The sequence below is a fragment of the Ralstonia sp. VS2407 genome, assembly GCF_052950655.1.
Map to the genome: position 1 here is coordinate 1 of NZ_JBRFVG010000285.1, position 457 is coordinate 457.

At 45.5% G+C, this 457-nt stretch carries 1 protein-coding gene; it reads right to left on the reverse strand.

Annotated features, from left to right (window positions below; translation table 11 throughout):
* Window positions 1–457: RepB family plasmid replication initiator protein (locus ACU8YE_RS25080; protein ID WP_446930262.1), on the reverse strand; the 457-nt coding region annotated here is incomplete at both ends.

Here is a 457-nt window from a genome sequence, read left to right on the forward strand (position 1 = left end):
GTGATGCGCAGTTCGTCGAGGATGCGGGCGGCGTTGTCGTAGTGGCTTTGCTGCACCCCCGGCACGGCTTGATCCGTGGCCACCAGGTCAAAAGGAATATTGTCGGCTAAAGCTTGAGGTTTGACCTTAAACGTAATGTTTTTGAAGGTTTTACCACGCTTTTCTAACTCATAGCTAATGTGCAACTCGGTGTGCTCATTGATTTGCTTAACGGCTATATCCAATACGCTTTTCCTGAAATCACTGGTTCTAGGCATCTTATCAATGCCTTTATCGTCAAGGAGCCCAAGCATTCTCTTAAAATCCTGAATGTCATGCTTTTTGGTTTCGCCTAGGTCCTTCCACTGGCTACAAATCGGATAAATCCGCTTAGCATATTTGCTAGTGAGGCGTAGTGCCGATGCTAGGCCATAGCTGGTGAAATTGCTTTGAAGCTCAAATAGATAAGGAATAATTT